This is a genomic window from Legionella anisa, assembly GCF_001467525.1.
GTDB classification, from domain to species: Bacteria; Pseudomonadota; Gammaproteobacteria; order Legionellales; family Legionellaceae; genus Legionella; species Legionella anisa.
Genome location: NZ_LNXS01000026.1, coordinates 1 through 12,426, shown reverse-complemented (window position 1 = coordinate 12,426; position 12,426 = coordinate 1). Strand labels below are relative to the sequence as shown.

The following is a 12,426-nucleotide window of genomic DNA, read 5'->3' as shown; positions in this document are numbered from 1 at the left end:
TGAAAAAATGGCCTAAAACACTGTCAACCCCTAAATGATAAAATTTAAAAATATTTTTTACGCAGCCTTGCCGAAAGGACACGTATTTGTTCTATGCTTAGTTTGTTTTTTTGTATTCTAAGTACACAACCTCCTATATAGGCTTTAATTGCTGTTATTGGTTGATTTAATTCATGGACCAATTTTGAAACATATTGATTTTGCGAATCATCGTTCCTTATTTTTTTCATTTTTCCTTACCCAACAATTACATGCTATGAACAAACGAAGCATGTTGGGATAAACCATACTTTACTTGTCATATTTCTAGGACAGATTGATATTAATTCATATGGTTTCTTTAGTTTATACTGGTTAACCTTAGTAGAGACTAGAATTACAGTATTGGTGGTAAAGGTACATGAGGATGTGGATGGTGTAGGATTTATGTTTATGCCAGAGATGGTATAAAACAAAAGTGAATCAGGTTACACTTTGAAAAGTATCATGGAACAGTTAAAGGTAAGGAAAGCGTTATATTAGTTTCATCATTGTGTTATTGATGAGCTTCATGAGTGATGGGGCGCTGGCGACTGCTCCCTTTACTTTTAAAGAGGCATTAGAAATTGCCTATCGTAATAATCCCGATTTGCAAGCGGAAATGGATAAAGCGCAAGCAATGCGCGGTTATTTTATCCAAAGCGGACTTTACCCCAATCCCCAATTGACGTTAACTGCTGAAAATTTTGGCGGTTCAGGCAGCTATTCGAGTTATGAAGCTGCAGAAACCACGGCATCTGTAACTCAGCCTATTCCTTTAGGGCATCGTCTTGCTTATCTGAAAAAAGCAACTTATGCAGATTATCTGGCCGCTTTGGCTCAGATTAAAGTTCAAAAAGCAGCACTTTATGTATCGGTTGGTATGGCCTATGTTGATGCTTTGTACGTGGGGCAATGGCACCAAGTGACTAAAAAATTAATCCGCCTAAATGAAAATATTGTGGCTGCGATCGAGCGTAGGGTAAAAGCTGGTGTGGGTACGGAATTGGATTTACGCTTAGCTCAGGGACGTTTAGGCGAGGCGCGTATTCAAGAACAAAAAGCGATGCGTGATGCGCTTTCTCAACGAGCAAAACTTGCTCGTTTATTAGGAGCTGGATTGAGAATCGACAGGCCTTTGGTGGATAAAGGGCTACCCGATGTCGTATTAGATTGGTCATTTCTCTTGAAAAAATTGCCTCAAAGCCCGCTATTAATACAAATGCAACTGCAACTTCGAGCAAAGCGGGCAACGATTACTGCGGTTAAAAAATCAGTTTGGCCCGATTTAAATATTCAACTGGGAGGGCGTCATTTCTCCGATGATGGAAGCAATGCAGCAGTAATTTCTGCTTTTGCACAAGTGCCTGTTTTTGATCGAAATCAGGGAAAGATACTGACTGCAGAGGCACAATTTACGCAAGCAGCGCATGCATATCAAGGAGCACGACTTGATGTACGGCAAAATGTTTATAATGTTTTTTTACAAGCACAGCAAAGTCATTACGAAGCGAATTTAGTTACTGAGTCACTTTTACCTTTAGCCCGTAAATCAATAAAACTTGCTGAAGATGGATACCAAATGGGCCGATACACCTATATTGAATTATCTCTTGCTTTAAATACATTATATGAAGAAGAACGGCACTATCAACAAGCCCATGCGGATAATCATAAAGCATTAATTCAGCTTACGGGACTCTTAGGACTTCATCCTACTAAGGAGAGTAAATGAAATTTCCAAAATCATGGGTTTCTTTCCTATTATTGTTTATTCTTCTGCTGGGGCTAAGTTTGATTTTCTGGGTAAAGCACACGCCGGATGATGCTCACCAAGAGGCTTGGGAAATAGGACCGCATAAAGGACGTTTATTTAAGGAAGGTGATCTGGCACTCGAGCTTTTAATATTTGAACGGGCTATGCCGCCTCATTTCCGCGCTTATCTTTATAAGAAAGGGGAAGAGATTTCCCCAGATAAAGCGCGTTTATCCCTTGTATTAACACGATTCAATGGTAAAAAAGAGACGGTCACTTTTAGTCCCGCCAATCATTTTTTACAAAGCAACGAAGTGATTAAAGAACCTCATTCTTTTGATGTCACCGTTCAATTAGAGTTCTTAGGAAAGCAGCTGAATTGGCATTATGCCTCGTACGAAGGGCGAGTTCAGATTAGCACAACGGTCCTTAATGCTGCAAAGATACACACTGCAATAGCACAAAGTCATGAGATCAAGACTCAATTAAATGTAGTAGGAAAAATTACTCCTAACCGCGATACGTTAGCACCTATTTACGCGCGTTATCCTGGCATCATCAAATCCATGGCTAAAAATCTGGGGGATGAGATCACGAAAGGAGAAACATTAGCCACGGTAGAAAGTAATGAAAGTTTACAAAACTACACGATTACAGCACCAATTACCGGTACTATTGTGCAAAAGAATGCTACAAATGGTGAGTTGACGCAAAATACCAAACCGATTTACGAAGTAGCGAATTTAGCGAATGTATGGGCAGATTTTACCTTGTATCGCAAAGATGCTCCTCTTGTAAAGCAAGGAATGGAGGTCATTGTAACGGGGGATGAAGGAAAACCTAAATCCTTGAGTACCATTTCTTATATCTCCCCTTTAGGTATCGAAGACAGTCAGACTAATTTAGCACGTGCCATTCTTCCTAATGAAGAGCGCTCCTGGTTGCCTGGTATGTACATCAATGGAGCGATCATCATCAACAAAAAAACAGTTCCTGTCGCTGTTTCTCTCTCTGCCATTCAGAAAATGAATGAAAAAGATGTGGTTTTTGTCCAACAAGGGGATTATTTTGAGGCAACACCCGTACTGTTAGGAGAAAAGGACGAACAATGGGCAGAGGTGATTTCGGGGCTTGAAGCAGGGCAACGTTATGTCAGTGAAAACAGTTTCTATATCAAAGCAGAATTAGGTAAGGAAGGTGCAGGTCATGAGGATTAAGGATAAAGATGCTTGAAAAAATGATACGCTTTTCTTTAAAACATCGTTGGTTTGTCCTTTTATTCACACTGATTATTGCAGCACTTGGTGTATATAATTTTCAGCGACTCCCAATTGATGCTGTGCCGGACATCACGAATGTCCAGGTGCAAATTAATACCGAAGCTTCAGGTTACTCACCTTTTGAAGTGGAACAGCGCATCACTTTTCCGGTTGAATTGGCGATGAGTGGTTTGCCTAATTTAGATTACACGCGTTCTTTATCACGTTATGGGTTATCCCAGGTTACTGTAGTGTTTAAAGACGGGACAAATATTTATTTTGCACGTCAGTTGATTAACGAACGCTTACAAGAGGTCAAGGATAAACTTCCTGCAGAAGCAGAAACAACATTAGGACCTATTTCTACCGGTCTTGGTGAGATATTCATGTACGTTGTGAAGAATAAGCCTAATGTCCCTAAATCACAACGTTATAATCCAACAGAACTTCGTACCCTTCAAGATTGGATCATTAAACCGCAATTACGTAATGTGGAGGGGGTAGCAGAGGTTAATACGATTGGGGGTTATGAAAAACAATTTCATATTACACCCGAGCCGAGCAAATTGGTTCGCTATGGCTTGAGTTTAAATAGTTTGGTGGAGGCTTTGCAGCGCAATAATGCGAATGTGGGAGCAGGATATATTGAACGCAATGGCGAACAGAACCTCATCCGCGTTCCAGGGCAAGTACAAAACATAGCCGATATTGAAAATATTGTCATTGCCAGTTTTGAAGGTACTCCGGTACGAATCCGTGATGTAGCGGATGTTGCTTTGGGTAAAGAGTTACGCACAGGAGCGGCAACTGAAAACAGTAAAGAAGTAGTTTTAGGCACTGTGTTTATGCTGATGGGGGAAAACAGTCGCACTGTATCTAAACGTGTCACTGCTAAAATGAAGGAAATTAATAAATCTCTTCCTGATGGGGTTGAGGCCGTTACTGTTTATAACCGAACTGCGCTTGTTAATGCCACGATTAATACGGTCAAGAATAATTTACTTGAAGGGGCTTTACTCGTTTGCGTTATTTTATTTTTATTTCTGGGAAACATTCGTGCAGCGCTGATTACTGCTATGGTAATTCCTTTATCGATGCTGCTGACGATTACGGGAATGGTCAGTAATCAAATCAGCGCCAATCTGATGAGTTTAGGAGCGCTTGATTTTGGTTTGATTGTTGATGGTGCAGTAATTATTGTTGAAAATTGCATGAAACATTTGGGTAAGCAACAGCTCGAGTTACAGCGAATTTTAACCCATGAAGAACGTTTAAAAGTTATTGCTTATGCGACGACTGAAGTTATCAGACCTAGTATTTTTGGCGTATTCATTATTACTGTTGTTTATCTTCCGATTTTAACCTTAACCGGTGTGGAAGGAAAAATGTTTTTACCTATGGCTGAAACGGTGATTATTGCCCTGATGGCCTCGATGTTATTCGCTCTGACTTTTGTACCGTCTGCAGTGGCCATTTTTCTAAAAGGTCGGATTCAAGAGAAAGAAAATTGGTTAGTGCATGGTATTTCATTAGGATATGCGCGAGTTTTGCGACATAGTTTTCATGCGCGATATGGGGTGATTTGCGCAGCGGTACTATTGGTGCTCATCAGTCTTCTGATTGCTTTTCGATTAGGTGGGGAGTTTATTCCAAGTCTGGATGAGGGCGATATTGCCATGCATGCAATGCGTATTCCGGGTACCAGTTTAACTCAGGCAATTGCCATGCAAGATTTGGTTGAACAAAGAATCAGGCAATTTCCTGAAGTGAGCGTTGTTTTTTCCAAGTTAGGTACGGCTGAAGTGGCTACCGATCCTATGCCGCCGAATGTGGCTGATACGTTTATTATGCTAAGACCACGCAAAGAATGGCCTAATCCTAAAAAAACTAAACCAGAGCTCATGCAGGAAATCGAACAGGCTGTAACACAGATCCCAGGAAATAATTATGAATTTACCCAGCCAATCCAAATGCGTTTTAATGAATTAATTTCAGGTGTACGCAGTGATGTAGCTGTGAAGGTATTTGGCGATGATATGAATACCTTGAGAGAGATTGCTGAATCAATTAGTACGCAACTCAAAGAAGTCCCAGGAGCAGCAGATGTGAAGGTAGAGCAGGTGAGCGGCCTGCCTCTACTCACTATTGAAATAAATCGAGATACTCTCGCTCGTTATGGTTTGCAAGCGGGTACAGTTCAAGACGCCATTGTTATTGCAACAGGAGGCAAGAAAGGGGGAGAGCTTTTTGAAGGAGATAAACGATTTGATTTAATTGTGCGTTTGCCGGAGTCTTTGCGTTTAAGTCCTGATGTGTTAAGAAAAATTTTTGTTCCCTTACCGCCGGCAAAGGATGGAGAGCTCCATTTCATTCCATTGAGTGAAGTAGCTAAAACAATACGCAGCGAAAGTCCGAATCAAATTAGTCGTGAAAGTGGAAAGCGTCGTGTGGTGGTATCTGCAAATGTCAGGAGTCGAGACTTAAGTTCGTTTGTTAATGAAGCCAAAGAACGCATTGAACAAAATGTTAAATTACCCAGTGGCTATTGGATTACTTGGGGAGGTCAGTTTGAACAATTGCAATCAGCATCTCAACGCTTACAAATTGTGGTGCCCGTTACCTTATTAGGCATTTTTTTATTACTCTTTATGAGTCTGGGTAATATCCGTGACGCACTTTTGGTTTTTTCAGGTATTCCTCTTGCGCTCACTGGCGGTGTATTTGCTTTGTACCTTCGAGGTATTCCTTTGTCCATTTCTGCAGGGGTGGGGTTTATTGCTTTATCCGGGGCGGCGGTTTTAAATGGTCTGGTGATGATTACTTTTATCAATAAGTTATACGAGCAGAAAAAATTCTATTTAAAAGATGCGGTATTACAAGGATCCTTGGCACGGCTAAGACCCGTGCTGATGACCGCACTGGTTGCTTCTTTGGGGTTTGTGCCTATGGCGTTGGCAACGGGCACTGGTTCTGAGGTACAAAGACCTTTAGCAACGGTAGTCATTGGTGGAATAATTTCTTCTACTTTTTTAACGTTACTGGTTTTACCTGGTTTGTACTATATATTTCATCAACAACGCAAAAAAAGAACACCAAATCCAACTTTGTAACTTTTAATATGTTCCAGATGTTGCACTATCGAAACCCGCTTGTCCGAGAGGATGTGTTCAGGTGAGACATGTCATTTCTTACTATTTTCTCTTTTTTCAAGCGATGCGTTCATTTGACAAAGTTGCTTTGTATGTACCAAAATTTATAGATACCCATAGAGTTATGGAGGTGAATCATGAGCAAAGTAACTCAATTCAAGAAAGGATCTCCTTCTAAAGGATCTTCCATTCAAATTAATCATACGCAAAATCCTTTTTTAAGTCTGCAAAATGAAGTAGATAGATTATTTAGAGACTTTAATGAGTTTTTACCTACATCTAAATTCAATTTGGGACAATTTGAAAAGTTGGATCTTTCTCCTTCAATGGATGTTGTTGAGGACAAAGAGCATTTTTGTGTTCAGTTAGAAATGCCTGGCATGGATGAAAAAGACGTTAAAGTGTCTATCGCGGACAATGTACTCACCATCAGCGGTGAAAAGTCCAGTGCGAGAAAAAATGAAGGTAAGAAATTTATTTCCCGAGAAATTAGTTATGGAAAATATGAACGCTCCATTTCTTTACCTGCAACCGTTGACCTATCTAAAGCAAAAGCAACGTTTAAAAAAGGAATGCTTTGGGTTGATTTACCTAAAAAAATAGCGTCCAAAGCAGGCGTGCGATCAATAAAAGTTGAACAAGCCAAATAGATCTAAATAGCCTCATAGCTAAAACTATGAGGCGTTTTCTCAGTGCTAAATCATTCATGCACTTATCCAGAAAATACGAACTAAAACGTACAAAATGGTCATGCCTAAAATAGGGATAACAAGAAAGGCGAGAAAGTTATAAAACCCTATTCTATTTTCTGGTGAAGCATTGTAAAACGCTTTAAATTTTTTCCACAAGGACATTAGAAACGGTCTCCAATTTTTGCTTATCCATCATTGAATAAGATTATAGATTCTAGAGAGGTCTAATGGTACTCTTTACACCAGTCGATTACAGGTTCGATTCGAAGTCAAGTATTGGGCTTACTCGTTATGAGGATGTAAAATGTTACTTTTTAGTGCTGCGTTATTTAAACATAAATTGAATTTTAAACCACTATCAGAACGCATGGAGTATTTATCGCTGGCTGCAACTTGGGCAGAAGGAGAATGGGGATATATTCGTAATAAAGGAGTGGAATTTCGTAAGGGCGTTCTCAATGACATGAAGGAGCATGTATATATAGGTCTATTGAATGATCAACCTGTCGGATTGTTTGCTTTATTTCCAAAAGAAATGGCTCCCGAATTTAATGAAAAAAAGTTTAAGGCACCTACTGTGAGTGAATTAATGTATGTGTATGTGGACAAACCTTATCGTGGATTGGGTTTTGGCAAACAAATCATTGAGCAGGCTAAGGAGATTGCGAAATCACAAAAAGCAGAATTTATCATGTTAGATACCTTAAAACCTTCATTAAATCGATTTTATGAAAATGCTGGGGCTGACGTTATTGCAGAGAATCAATTGTTTTCTCATCCTACAGATGTTTTAACAATAAAATTGTAGTAAGTAGGTTGGGTCATTTTGACCCAACAATTGAAACACGTTCATCATATTAAGTCAGTGGCATCGATGAATTGGACGTGTGAATGAGATTGTGACCGGGAGTTAAATTTGTTGGGTCAACGACCCAACCTACTCGATAGGCAATTACACGTTTTATAACGCAACGAGACGAGATTTAAAGTTTAAAAAGTCAATATCCCCGAGATCAGCATGAAATTTTGCACTTGCTTGCACCAAAGTATCTGTAATAACGGCGTCCATCATGTCGATAAGAGGCGTTTCTTTATAGCGTCTCATGGATTTAACGTGTTTTTCTAAATTCTGTCCAGCAACTGTTTGAGGATTAGTACGATTCAATTGAAACTGTCCTAGTCCGATTTCGCTGGTTACTTTATCCAGTGCCTGCTGATATGAAGCGGCCATACCGGATTTGATCGCTTGTACTACTGAGTCAACGGGAGTCCCTTGTTTCAGTAACTGAGCGCAAATGTTCGCCAATCGATTGATTTCATTGATATAGCCTTGTTGATTGCGTAACATTAATATTTTCATGGCTGAGGCAGCTGTGGAGCTGACTTGGGGAATATCTGCGGTTAGTTCCTCTTCAAATAAAGCATCTAAAGAAAATACAGGTTGATTGGTTACATCAATTTTTTTTTGCACAGTAGACTCCAAAAATAGAATTAAAAGGATAAATTGCTTGCAGAAGGGCAAAATAATTACGCATTATGTATCAATTTTGATCAAATGTAAAGACTTTTTCAAAATTACAGAGGAGAGAAACCAACTGAAATATGCTTCACTCCATGTGGTATAATAAGATCATTTTATTGTTTTTCCGAGCGAGTAGTTAAATTGATTCCCAATCGTATCGATCTTCGTTCTTATCATAGCGAAAGTTGCAGCCATACCCATGATTTTGCGCAATTGGTTTTACCTCTCGCAGGCTCCATGGAATTAGAGTCAGGTCTTTATTCGGGTGTTGTTGATAAACATGTAGGTGTATTTATTGCGCCTAATGAACGGCATTGTTTTGCAGGAAGTCAAAACAATCTTTTTTTAGTGATTGATGTGACTGTCCGAAATCATCTATTTGAAGATCGCAGATCGCATGCGTTTCATTTAACTGCGAGCGTTAAAAAACTGTTACATTTTACACATCATTATTTGGCAGCTAAAGAAGGAGATTTCTTTACTGATTCTTTAATTAATCAATTGCTTATTCATTTTGCCACAAAATCTTTTTCACCGGAGTTGGATGCAATAGCGATTAAGGCAAAAAACTGGATTGATTTGTATTTTGCGGATACTGTAGATGTAAGTAAAGTCGCACAACACTGTCATTTGAGCGTAAGTCAATTACAACGTCGGTTCAAACTCGCTTTGGGGTGTAGCATGGCTGAGTATTGGCGATTTAAAAAATTACACCAGGCAAAGCAACTGCTGTCTTTAAAAAATCTTTCTATTGAAGCCATAGCTTTTACAGTGGGTTATGAAAACTTGCCTGCATTTAGTCGACGATTCAGTAAAGTATTTGGTGAGTCGCCTTCTCAATGGAGAACAAAAGCGTTATCAGCAAATAAAATGCGTGAACCAGATAACTCATACTGATTTTAAAATTGATAAACTACGGATTCGTTTTTCGATTTAGAGAAGTGATTTATAATGAAAAAATCCAACGCTTATTTTCTGCAAGGCATGCTTTTTCTTATCCTGGCTCAAATTATGGTAGGCGTGAATATTGTTTTTTCCAAGTATTTGCTTTCCTCAATTCCCGTCCTGTTTCTATTAACGCTCCGGTTTACTTTGGCTGCACTCATTTTATTTCCCTTGCATTGGCTCACACCTGCCAAAAGCAAACCGGTTAGTTACTATTTTTCGCAACTAAAGCAAAAAGATTGGGTTTTTATTGGTGCTCAGGCAATCTCTGCAGGGGTATTGTTTAATTTCCTTATGTTATGGGGATTAAACTACACGGATGCCAATGTGGCAGGCATTATTACCAGTGTTTTACCTGCAATCATCGCGATGATGTCCTGGATTATTCTTGGTGAAAAAATTTCAGGTAAAAAAGCCATTTGTGTGGGTTTTGCCACACTGGGATTAATTGTTATCGCATACGATAGGCTCGGAGGCTCTCAAGTAAGTCATTCATTTTGGGGGGATGTGCTTGTTTTAATCTCTCTTTTACCCGAAGCAACGTATTATATTTTAAGTAAAATGCATAAAAATTCGCTTCCAGTATTTCTCATTTCTTCTTTGCTCAATGCAATTAATGCTATTTTATTAGTACTTAGTCTGAGCTTTAGTACCTGGAGCGGTTTAACTACTTCGTTTTTAGATTGGCTTATTTTGATCGTTTTAGGTTTGAGCTCGGGTCTTTTTTATGTTTTTTGGAATTTTGGATGTCAGAAAGTGGACGGTGTAATGGCTTCATTATCCACTGCCGTGATGCCATTAGCGACGGTGCTCATTGCCTGGGCGTTGCTTGGCGAGCGTTTAACGTTAGGGCAAAGCATAGGTATGGGGATGGTTATTCTTTCTATTGCTGTATATGCTAAGCGGTAGATGTCGTTAACTGAAATTTCATGTGAAAAATAGGACGGTAATGACTGCAGAAAAAAAATGGGAGCATTTCTCTCATGAATCAGATATCGGGGTGAGGGGATACGGACCGACTTTAGCTGAGGCTTTTGCAATGGGGGCTTTGGCTCTCACCAATGTGATTACCAATTCGCAATCAATCCAACCCAATAAGACGCTTCATATAACGTGTGAGGCACCAAATCAGGAGATTTTATTTGTCGATTGGTTAAATGCCATTATTTATAACATGGCAATCTATAATATGCTTTTTAGCACGTTTGAAGTCTCCATAAAGGAGCAGAAGTTAACTGCTATAATTGCAGGAGAGCACGTGAATATCAAACGGCATCAACCTGCAGTTGAGGTTAAAGGTGCTACGTTCACCGAATTAAAAGTTTATCAAAGCAATGGTATTTGGATAGCACAATGCGTGGTCGATGTATAGGATCTGTTTTCATTTCTACTCATGGAAACAGACCTTAATAACTGGAGTGAAGGCAGAAAACCAATGGACTTAAATCGATTAGAAAAAATGAGTGACTTTGAATGGCAAATCCCCAAACACGGGAAAATGCGTGTACCCGGGATTATCTTTGCTTCAGAGGAATTAATACTCAATATGGATATGAAAGTCTATGAGCAAGTCACTAATGTGGCCACTTTGCCCGGTATAGTGCACGGCTCGTTTGCCATGCCTGATGCGCATTGGGGATATGGGTTTCCTATTGGAGGTGTTGCGGCATTCGATCCTGATAATGAAGGAGTTGTCTCAGCTGGTGGCGTTGGTTTTGATATTTCATGTGGGGTAAGACTTTTATCCACAGGGCTTAAACGTGAAGAATTTGAACCTTATAAGGAACAACTTGCAGATGCTCTGTTTGCACACATTCCAGCAGGTGTTGGCAGCAAAAGTCGTATTAACCTCACTATGAAGCAAATGGATGATATGCTGCGCGGAGGCGCTGTTTGGGCTGTAAAACAAGGATATGGTGAGCGGGACGATTTAGAGCGAATTGAAGATAATGGTCGTGTAGAAGGCGCGTTACCCGAGCATGTTTCAGAACATGCAAAAAAACGACAAAAAAATGAAATGGGTACTTTAGGCTCAGGTAATCATTATTTAGAGATTCAAGAAGTACGCCAGATTTATTGTGAAAAAACCGCTGCCGCATTTGGTTTAGCAAAAGGCGATGTCGTTGTAAGTATCCATTGTGGTTCGCGTGGTCTAGGCCATCAAATAGGAACTGATTTTTTGCGCTCCATGTTAATTTATGCTCAGGAGCATAGTATCCAACTGGTTGATCGCGAATTAGCGTGCGCGCCTATTCGTTCACCAATGGGCGAAAGCTATTTAGGTGCTATGCGCTCAGGGATAAATTGTGCCCTGGCAAATCGTGAAATTATTACCCATTTTATGCGTGAAGTTTTTCAGAATGAAATGCCAGGAACCCAAATAAAACTTATTTATGATGTATCCCATAATACCTGTAAAGAAGAAACGCATCAGGTAGATGGTAAGACCATGCGTTTATTTGTTCATCGTAAAGGGGCAACACGAGCTTTTGGACCAGGTCATCCTCAATTAACAAAAGACTTCAGACAAGTAGGTCAACCTGTGATCATTGGCGGCAGTATGGGAACTGCGTCTTATATTCTGGTAGGTACCGCGAGTGCTGAAAATAAATCATTTGGTTCTGCTTGTCACGGCGCAGGACGTGCGATGAGTCGACATCAAGCAACCAAAAAATGGCGTGGTAGTGAAATCATTAAACAACTGGCGCAACAAGGGATTTTCATTCGCAGCAGTTCCTATCGTGGTGTAGCAGAAGAAGCCCCCGAGGCCTATAAGAATGTCGATTTCGTTGTGGATGCCGCGCAAGCATCCGGTTTAACCCAAAAAGTTGCCAGACTTGCGCCCCTTGTTTGTATTAAAGGATAGGGTTTGCTTACAATTCTACTTTCTTGGCCAAAATGCCGCGATTTATGCCTGAGAGTTCCTCACAAAATTTAACCAGGTAGCATGTCATTTGTTGGCTGTCATCCCTGCGTAGGCACACTACTGTCCGGTAAAAGCAAAAAGAATAGTTGCACGTCCTTGATAAAACACCAAGAATGGCATCCTAAATCCCTATTTAGATCAAAGATGTACTGTGAAAGA

At 39.9% G+C, this 12,426-nt stretch carries 10 protein-coding genes; 9 read left to right on the top strand and 1 reads right to left on the bottom strand.

Going from position 1 to position 12,426, the window contains the following annotated elements:
* The first annotated feature begins 541 nt into the window (after positions 1 to 541).
* From Lani_RS09000 to Lani_RS08980, 5 genes are all read left to right on the top strand, one after another.
* Positions 542 to 1,753, top strand: a complete 1,212-nt coding sequence (locus tag Lani_RS09000; protein WP_019235704.1) for a TolC family protein — start codon at positions 542 to 544, stop codon at positions 1,751 to 1,753.
* Positions 1,750 to 2,991: an efflux RND transporter periplasmic adaptor subunit gene (locus tag Lani_RS08995; RefSeq protein WP_019235703.1), complete on the top strand. Its 1,242-nt coding sequence runs from the start codon at positions 1,750 to 1,752 to the stop codon at positions 2,989 to 2,991. Before Lani_RS09000 ends, Lani_RS08995 begins: the two co-directional genes overlap by 4 nt.
* Before the next feature lie 8 nt (positions 2,992 to 2,999).
* Positions 3,000 to 6,143 (top strand): CusA/CzcA family heavy metal efflux RND transporter, encoded by a 3,144-nt coding sequence (locus Lani_RS08990; protein WP_019235702.1) that lies wholly within the window; start codon positions 3,000 to 3,002, stop codon positions 6,141 to 6,143.
* 176 nt (positions 6,144 to 6,319) lie between these two features.
* Positions 6,320 to 6,832 (top strand): Hsp20/alpha crystallin family protein, encoded by a 513-nt coding sequence (locus Lani_RS08985; RefSeq protein WP_019235701.1) that lies wholly within the window; start codon positions 6,320 to 6,322, stop codon positions 6,830 to 6,832.
* A gap of 346 nt (positions 6,833 to 7,178) precedes the next feature.
* Positions 7,179 to 7,682, top strand: coding sequence for a GNAT family N-acetyltransferase (locus tag Lani_RS08980; protein WP_019235700.1), 504 nt, complete (start codon positions 7,179 to 7,181; stop codon positions 7,680 to 7,682).
* Between the two features lie 153 nt (positions 7,683 to 7,835).
* Here the strand turns inward: Lani_RS08980 and Lani_RS08975 are convergent, their stop codons facing one another.
* A complete protein-coding gene (locus tag Lani_RS08975) occupies positions 7,836 to 8,345 on the bottom strand; it encodes a hypothetical protein (RefSeq protein WP_019235699.1) in 510 nt (169 codons plus the stop codon).
* Positions 8,346 to 8,537: 192 nt separating this feature from the next.
* Here Lani_RS08975 and Lani_RS08970 point away from each other — a divergent pair, with 192 nt between their 5' ends.
* The 4 genes from Lani_RS08970 (at position 8,538) to Lani_RS08955 (ending at position 12,207) form a co-directional block, all read left to right on the top strand.
* Positions 8,538 to 9,293 carry an AraC family transcriptional regulator gene (locus Lani_RS08970; protein ID WP_019235698.1) on the top strand — a complete coding sequence of 252 codons (756 nt, stop codon included), beginning with the start codon at positions 8,538 to 8,540 and terminating at the stop codon, positions 9,291 to 9,293.
* Positions 9,294 to 9,347: 54 nt separating this feature from the next.
* On the top strand, positions 9,348 to 10,250 hold the full coding sequence (locus Lani_RS08965) for a DMT family transporter (RefSeq protein ID WP_019235697.1): 903 nt from the start codon (positions 9,348 to 9,350) through the stop codon (positions 10,248 to 10,250).
* 40 nt (positions 10,251 to 10,290) lie between these two features.
* Positions 10,291 to 10,713, top strand: coding sequence for an archease (locus Lani_RS08960; RefSeq protein ID WP_019235696.1), 423 nt, complete (start codon positions 10,291 to 10,293; stop codon positions 10,711 to 10,713).
* 63 nt (positions 10,714 to 10,776) lie between these two features.
* Positions 10,777 to 12,207, top strand: a complete 1,431-nt coding sequence (locus Lani_RS08955; RefSeq protein WP_040523600.1) for an RtcB family protein — start codon at positions 10,777 to 10,779, stop codon at positions 12,205 to 12,207.
* The last annotated feature ends 219 nt before the right edge of the window (positions 12,208 to 12,426 follow it).

What these genes read in the sequence shown, in the direction of transcription:
- Lani_RS09000 (WP_019235704.1), top strand. Translation starts at nt 542, where the DNA reads ATGAGCTTCATGAGTGATGGGGCGCTGGCGACTGCTCCCTTTACTTTT.
- Lani_RS08995 (WP_019235703.1), top strand. Translation starts at nt 1,750, where the DNA reads ATGAAATTTCCAAAATCATGGGTTTCTTTCCTATTATTGTTTATTCTT.
- Lani_RS08990 (WP_019235702.1), top strand. Translation starts at nt 3,000, where the DNA reads ATGCTTGAAAAAATGATACGCTTTTCTTTAAAACATCGTTGGTTTGTC.
- Lani_RS08985 (WP_019235701.1), top strand. Translation starts at nt 6,320, where the DNA reads ATGAGCAAAGTAACTCAATTCAAGAAAGGATCTCCTTCTAAAGGATCT.
- Lani_RS08980 (WP_019235700.1), top strand. Translation starts at nt 7,179, where the DNA reads ATGTTACTTTTTAGTGCTGCGTTATTTAAACATAAATTGAATTTTAAA.
- Lani_RS08965 (WP_019235697.1), top strand. Translation starts at nt 9,348, where the DNA reads ATGAAAAAATCCAACGCTTATTTTCTGCAAGGCATGCTTTTTCTTATC.
- Lani_RS08960 (WP_019235696.1), top strand. Translation starts at nt 10,291, where the DNA reads ATGACTGCAGAAAAAAAATGGGAGCATTTCTCTCATGAATCAGATATC.
- Lani_RS08955 (WP_040523600.1), top strand. Translation starts at nt 10,777, where the DNA reads ATGGACTTAAATCGATTAGAAAAAATGAGTGACTTTGAATGGCAAATC.